The sequence below is a fragment of the Micromonospora sicca genome, from assembly GCF_003172935.1.
In the GTDB taxonomy this organism is placed as follows: Bacteria; Actinomycetota; Actinomycetes; order Mycobacteriales; family Micromonosporaceae; genus Micromonospora; species Micromonospora sicca.
This window is the reverse complement of record NZ_QGKS01000392.1, coordinates 1-7,241: the sequence shown is the minus strand read 5'-3', so window position 1 is coordinate 7,241 and position 7,241 is coordinate 1. Positions and strand designations below refer to the sequence as shown.

At 74.7% G+C, this 7,241-nt stretch carries 4 protein-coding genes; 2 read left to right on the top strand and 2 right to left on the bottom strand.

What is annotated here, in order from left to right; genetic code table 11:
- The coding region (locus tag DKT69_RS30720; RefSeq protein WP_146231258.1) for an ArsR/SmtB family transcription factor at nt 1–359 on the bottom strand (359 nt) is incomplete at its 3' end.
- 131 nt (nt 360–490) lie between these two features.
- Here DKT69_RS30720 and DKT69_RS30715 point away from each other — a divergent pair.
- Nucleotides 491–2,710: a glycoside hydrolase family 43 protein gene (locus DKT69_RS30715; protein WP_109804936.1), complete on the top strand. Its 2,220-nt coding sequence runs from the start codon at nt 491–493 to the stop codon at nt 2,708–2,710.
- 230 nt (nt 2,711–2,940) lie between these two features.
- Nucleotides 2,941–4,740, top strand: coding sequence for a DEAD/DEAH box helicase (locus tag DKT69_RS30710; RefSeq protein ID WP_109804935.1), 1,800 nt, complete (start codon nt 2,941–2,943; stop codon nt 4,738–4,740).
- Between the two features lie 69 nt (nt 4,741–4,809).
- Here DKT69_RS30710 and lon read toward each other — a convergent pair whose 3' ends face one another.
- A complete protein-coding gene (gene lon / locus DKT69_RS30705) occupies nt 4,810–7,146 on the bottom strand; it encodes an endopeptidase La (RefSeq protein ID WP_109804934.1) in 2,337 nt (778 codons plus the stop codon).
- Nucleotides 7,147–7,241 lie beyond the last annotated feature (95 nt).

Below are 7,241 nucleotides of genomic sequence, written 5' to 3'. Positions count from 1 at the left end.
TGGCGGGTCCGGGCGTAGGCGAGGGCGGCGCCGGCCGACGCGGCGCGCAGGGTGCGGGGTGGCGCGGCTGGGGCGGGGGCGTGCCCGGCGAGGTCCTCGATGAGCTGGGCCACCGACGGGCCGGCCAGGCGGACATACCGGTGCCGACCCTGCCGCTCCTCCACCAGCAGCCCGCCGCGGACCAGCCGGGTGAGGTGGTCGCTGGCGGTGGACGCGGCCACCCCCGCGGCGCGGGCCAGCTCCCCTGCCGTCCAGGCCCGCCCGTCGAGCAGGGCCAGGCAGAAGCTGGCCCGGGTGCGGTCGGCGAGCAGCGCGGCGAGGCCGGCCAGGGAACCGCCGTCGGTGCTGGTGGTGGTCATACCCCCATGCTGGCACGGGGACGGTTCGGTGCCCACCGAAGGATGCCGGTGCCCTTTACATCGTTGTATCCAACGTTGTAGAAACGTGGCACCGCAGTGACCTCTGTCGACACCGACCCGAGGCAGGTCTGATGGGACATCTCCACCGTGGCGGCGTGCTCGCCGCCGTACTCGGCCTGGTGCTGGCGACGACGGCGTCCGCGCCGGCCGTCGCCGGTTCCGGCCCCGACCGCTACCGCAACCCGGTCTCCGCCGGATTCGCCGACACCTTCGCCGACCCGGTCGTGGTCCGCGGCGACGACGGCCTCTGGTACGCCTACGGCACCTCCGACCCGCTCCGGGAGGGCGAGAAGCAGGCCCATCGGGTGCCCACCGCCCGCTCCGCCGACCTGGTCGACTGGACGTACGTCGGCGACGCGTTCGCCCCCGACCAGCGCCCGTCCTGGGCCGCCCCCGGCGCGGCGTTCTGGGCGCCCGACGTGCGCCGCATCGGCGACCACTGGGTGATGTACGTGACGGTCACCGACACCACCGTCTCCGCCGACACCTTCGACACCGCCATCGGGGCGGCCACCGCGCCCACCCCGACCGGCCCGTGGACCTTCGCCGACGCGCCGGTGGTCGCCCCGCGCCCCGGCGGCGGTGGCGGCTACCTGTGGACCATCGACCCGAGCCAGTTCACCGACGTCGACGGCCGCAACTACCTCTACTTCGGCAGCTACTACGGCGGCATCTCGGTCACCGAGCTCACCGCCGACGGGCTGCGCACGGTCGGCACCCCGAGCCTGGTCGCCGTCGACAACAAGTTCGAGGGCGGCTACGTGCTGCGCCACGACGGCTGGTACTACCTCTTCGCCTCCACCGCGAACTGCTGCGCCGGCCCGGCCACCGGGTACTCCGTCCAGGTCGGACGGGCGCGCGGCCCGCGCGGGCCGTTCGTCGACCGGGACGGGCTGCGGCTGGACGCCTCCCGGGCCGGCGGCACCCCGGTGCTCACCCAGAACGGAAACCGCTGGATCGGCACCGGCCACAACGGCTTCCTCACCGATCTGTCGGGGCAGGACTGGATCGCCTACCACGCGATCGACCGCGCCGACCCGTACCTGGACGAGCCGTTCGGGATCAACGAGCGGCCGATGCTGCTGGACCGGCTCGACTGGATCGACGGCTGGCCCACCGTGAACGCCGGCGCCGGCCCGTCGGAGGAGCCCCGGCCGGCGCCCGTCACCACCGCCCGGCTCGACGAACGCTTCGACTCCCCCGCGCTCACCCGCTGGCGAGCCGGCGACGACACCTGGCAGGTGGCCGACGGGCGGCTCACCGGGACCGGCGCGCTGACGAGTCGTACCGATCTCGACGGGGACGTGCGGGTGGAGGCCGACCTGCGGCTGACCGGTGCGGACGCCGCCGGGCTGCGGTTCGGCCGGGTGGACGTCCGGGTCGAGGCCGGGCGCCTGACCGCCCGCGAGGCCGACGAGGGGAGCGCGAGCGTCCCGCTGCCCGCCGGATTCGACCCCGCCGACCGGCACAACCTGGCCGTCGAGGTCCGCGACCGGCAGCTCGTCGCCGAGCTGAGCCCGGCCCGCCTGGGCGACCAGCTCGCCGTGGCCACGCTGCGCCTGACCCGCCCGGTCGCCGGACCGCTCACCCTGCTGGCCGACGGCGGGACCGGCGAGTTCGACAACGTGAGCGTCGCCCCGCTGTACCGGCCGGCGCGGCACGCGGTGGCGCCGCCAGGCGTCGGCCCACTGCTGTCGGACTGGTCCGACGAGTTCGACGACGGGCTCGACCCGGCCTGGCGGTGGGTCCGGCAGAACCCGGACGCCACGGTCAGCGGTGGCGCGCTGCGCTGGCCGGTGGAGCTGACCGACCTGGTCGGCACCGGCAACACCGCGGGCGTGCTGCTGCGCGACGCGCCCAGCGGGGACTACGTGGCGGAGACGAAGGTGACCCTCGACCTCGGCGAGGAGACGGTCCGCAACTACCAGCAGGCCGGCCTGGTGGCGTACGTGGACGACGACCGGTTCGCCCGGCTGAGCCAGGTGGCGATCTGGAACACCCGGCAGGTCGAGTACGGCTATGAGCTGCCCTTCGCCGGCCGGCCGGTGTACGGCGGGAACATCGTCGGCACCCCGGCCACCACCACCTGGCTGCGGCTGGCCCACCACGTCGACCCGGCCACCGGGGAGCACGAGTTCCGGGCCGCCTCCAGCCGGGACGGCGTGCACTGGACCTGGGGCGGGGTGTGGACCTTCCCGGCCGACACGACGCCCCGGATCGGCCTGGTCGCGCACGGCGGCGCCAACCCGCCGGTGACCGCGGTCTTCGACTACCTGCGGTTCCACCGCTGAGCGGCGCGGGGGCCGTCCGCCGTCGTGCGGACGGCCCCCGTCGGCCGGTTCAGCCCCGGATGCTGGCCGTGCCGTCGACCGCCATCAGGCGGCCGTCAGCTCGTGGACCGTCCGGGTCTCGCCGGCGCGGAGGCCGCCCGAGGAGAGCTGAGGCCGCCCGCCGGGTGGCGCGGGTGACGGTTGTGCCGGTCGGCGCGACGAGCCGCGGGCCGTGATGAAAGGCTTGTCCCATGAGTTCCGCACCAACACCGACCGACCCCACCCCCGCCGCCGACGCCGACGAGGCGACCGCCTTCGCGGATCTCGGGCTGCGCGCCGAACTGCTCGGCGCGCTCTCCGCGCTCGGCTACGAGGAGCCGACCCCGATCCAGCGGGAAGCGATCCCGCCGCTGCTGGCCGGCCGGGACCTGCTGGGGCAGGCGGCGACCGGTACGGGCAAGACCGCCGCGTTCGCCCTCCCGCTGCTGCAGCGGATGCCGGACGACCGGAGCGCCGGTGACCCGGTGTCGCTGGTGCTGGTGCCCACTCGGGAGCTGGCGGTGCAGGTCTCCGAGGCGTTCCACCGCTACGGCAAGGACCTCGGCACCCGGGTCCTGCCGATCTACGGCGGCCAGCCGATCGGCCGTCAGCTGCGCGCCCTGGACATGGGCGTGGACGTGGTGGTGGCCACCCCCGGCCGGGCGCTGGACCACATCGCCCGGGGCACCCTGCGCCTGAGCTCACTCGCCACCGTGGTGCTGGACGAAGCGGACGAGATGCTCGACATGGGCTTCGCGGAGGACATCGAGGCGATCCTGGAGCACGCCCCGGAGCAGCGGCAGACGGTGCTCTTCTCGGCGACCTTGCCGTCCCGGATCGACGGGCTGGCCCGTAAACACCTCACCGACCCGGAGCGCATCCAGATCGAGCGGGAGCGGCCGGTGGCCGGCGAGGCGCCCCGGGTGCGGCAGAGCGCGTACATCGTGGCCCGCGGGCACAAGCCGGCGGCGCTGGGCCGGGTGCTCGACGTGGAGTCCCCCACCGCGGCGATCGTCTTCTGCCGCAGCCGGGAGGAGGTGGACCGGCTCACCGAGACGATGAACGGCCGGGGCTACCGGGCCGAGGCGCTGCACGGTGGCATGAGCCAGGAGCAGCGGGACCGGGTGATGGGGCGGCTGCGCTCCGGCACCGCCGACCTGCTGGTGGCCACCGACGTGGCGGCCCGCGGCCTGGACATCGAGCAGCTCACCCACGTGGTCAACTACGACGTGCCGTCGGCGCCGGAGTCGTACGTGCACCGGATCGGCCGGGTGGGCCGGGCCGGCCGGGAGGGCGTGGCGATCACCCTCGCCGAGCCGCGCGAGCACCGGATGCTCAAGACCATCGAGCGGGTCACCGGGCAGCGGATCGCCATCGACAAGATCCCGACGGTGGCGGACCTGCGCACCCGGCGGCTGGAGCTGACCCAGGCCGCGCTGCGGGAGAGCCTGCTGGAGGACGACCTCGACCCGTTCCGGGTGATCGTGGAGACGCTGTCGGACGAGTTCGACATGATGGAGGTCGCCCTCGCCGCGGTGAAGCTGGCCCACGAGGCGACGCTGCCCGGCGCCCCCGACGAGGAGGAGATCCCGCAGGTCGCGGTCCGGCCGCAGCGGGAGACCCGGCCCGGGTACGAGGCGCGCGGCGGGGAGCGGCGCGGCGGCGGCGCCCGACCGCGTACCGGTGGCACCGCGCAGGTCTTCATCGGGCTGGGCCGGCGCGCCGGGGTCCGGCCGCAGGACCTGGTCGGGGCGATCACCGGGGAAACCCAGCTCAGCGGCCGGGACATCGGCTCGATCGAGATCGCCGACCGGTTCTCGCTGGTCGAGGTGCCGTCCGGGGTCGCCGACGAGGTGATCGCCGGGCTGCGCGGCAGCACCATCAAGGGCCGCAAGGCCACCGTACGGCGGGATCGTGACGGCGACGGGGGCGGCGGGCGCCGCTTCGACGGGGCGGACCGGCCCGAGCGCCGCGACCGGGACTTCGGCGGCGACCGGCGCGAGCGGCGCTGACGTACGCATGCCGAGGCCCCCGGTCGGTCGACCGGGGGCCTCGGTGCGTCCCGCCGGGGCGGGTGGCGGTCAGGCCGCGCTGAGCGTCTGGCCGCCGAGGGTCTCCGCGTCGACGTCGGCCGGGCGCAGCGCCAGGGCGAGCACGTCGGCGACGTCGGCGAGGGTGTGGATGGTCAGCGCCTCGCGGACCTCGGTGGGCAGGTCGTCGAGGTCCGGCTCGTTGCGGGCCGGGATGATGACCTCGGTCAGGCCGGCCCGGTGGGCGGCGAGCAGCTTCTGCTTCACCCCGCCGATGGGCAGCACCCGGCCGGAGAGGGTGACCTCGCCGGTCATCCCGAACTCGGGGCGGACCGGACGGCCGGTCACCAGGGAGGCCAGCGCGGTCACCATGGTGATGCCGGCGCTCGGCCCGTCCTTGGGCACCGCACCCGCCGGGAAGTGCACGTGGATCCGCCGCCCGGCGAGGGCGTTCGGGTCGATGCCGAGGCGTCGCCCGTTGGAGCGCAGGTACGACAGCGCGATGTGCGCGGACTCCTTCATCACGTCGCCGAGCTGGCCGGTCAGGGTCAGCCCGGGCTCGCCCTCCATGCTGGTGGCCTCGATGAAGAGCACGTCGCCGCCGGCGCCGGTGACCGCCAGGCCGGTGGCCACGCCGGGCACCGCGGTCCGCTCGGCCGACTCCGGGGTGAACTTCGGCCGGCCCAGGTAGCGGGCCAGGTTGCCGTCGTCCACCCGGACCGGCGCCGGGTCGGACGCCAGCGCGACCGCGACCTTGCGCAGGATCTTCGCCAGGGCGCGTTCGAGCTGCCGGACGCCGGCCTCCCGGGTGTACTCCCCCGCGATCCGGGCCAGGGCCTCGTCGGCGACGGTGACCTCGTCGGCGGTCAGCCCGGCCCGTTCCCGCTGCCGGGGCAGCAGGTGGTCGCGGGCGATGGCCACCTTCTCGTCCTCGGTGTAGCCGTCCAGGGTGACCAGCTCCATCCGGTCTAGCAGCGGGCCGGGGATGGTCTCCACCACGTTCGCGGTGGCCAGGAAGAGCACGTCGGACAGGTCGAGGTCGACTTCCAGGTAGTGGTCCCGGAAGGTGTGGTTCTGCGCCGGGTCGAGCACCTCGAGCAGGGCGGCGGCCGGGTCGCCGGAGTAGCCGGCGGCCAGCTTGTCCACCTCGTCGAGGAGCACCACCGGGTTCATCGAGCCGGCCTCGCGCAGGGCGCGGACGATCCGGCCGGGCAGCGCGCCGACGTAGGTGCGCCGGTGGCCGCGGATCTCCGCCTCGTCGCGGACCCCGCCGAGGGAGACCCGGACGAAGTTGCGGCCGAGCGCCCGGGCGACGGACTCGCCGAGGCTGGTCTTGCCGACGCCGGGCGGGCCGGCGAGGGCGAGCACCGCGCCGGAGCCGCGGCCGCCGACGACGCCGAGGTTGCGCTCGGCCCGCCGGTTGCGCACCGCGAGGTACTCCAGGATGCGGTCCTTCACGTCGGCCAGGCCGGCGTGGTCGGCGTCGAGCACCGCGCGGGCCGCGGCCAGGTCGGTGTTGTCCGCGGTACGCGTGTTCCACGGCATCTCCAGCACCGTGTCGAGCCAGGTGCGGATCCAGCCGGCCTCCGGGGAGGCGTCGCTGGCCCGCTCCAGCTTGCCGACCTCCCGCAGCGCCGCCTCGCGGACCTTCTCCGGCAGGTCGGCGCTCTCCACCCGGCTGCGGTAGTCGGCGGAGCCGTCCGGCTCGTCCTCGCCGAGTTCCTTGCGGATCGCGGCGAGCTGCTGGCGGAGCAGGAACTCCCGCTGGGACTTCTCCAGCCCCTCGCGGACGTCGGTGTTGATCCGCTCGGTGACCTCCTGCTCGGCGAGGTGGTCCTTCACCCAGCCGACGAGGAGCTCCAGCCGGGCGGTGACGTCCGGCGCGGCGAGCAGTTCGGTCTTCTGCGCCAGGCTGAGCCAGGGCGCGTAGCCGGCCGCGTCGGCCAGCTCGGAGAGGTCGGTCATCCGCTCCATGGCGTCGATGACCTGCCACGCGCCGCGCTGCTGGAGGACCGAGGTCATCAGCGCGCGGTACTCGCGGGCGAGTTCCCGGGCCTTGCCGGCCGGGGCGGGTTCGTCGAGCTCGGTCGCCTCGACCCAGAGGGCGGCGCCGGGTCCGGGGACGCCGGAGCCGATCCGGGCCCGGGACAGGCCGCGGACGACCGCGGCGGGTTCCCCGTCGGGCAGCCGGCCGACCTTCTCGATGGTGGCGACCGTGCCGACGGAGCCGTACTCCCCGTCGAGGCGGGGCACGGCGAGGAGCTTCTTGTCACCGGTGGCGCGGGCCGCGTCGACCGCGGCCTGGGTGGTCGGGTCGAGGGTCACCGGGATGACCATGCCGGGCAGCAGGACGGCGTCGGTCAGTGGAAGTACCGGAAGAGTTGCCATCGAACACCTGCTATCGGGTTGAGTTGAGCGTGACAGGCTCAAGTAACAAAGCGTTCCCTTTGTTCCTACCTGTGACCCACGCCACTCCCCCGGCC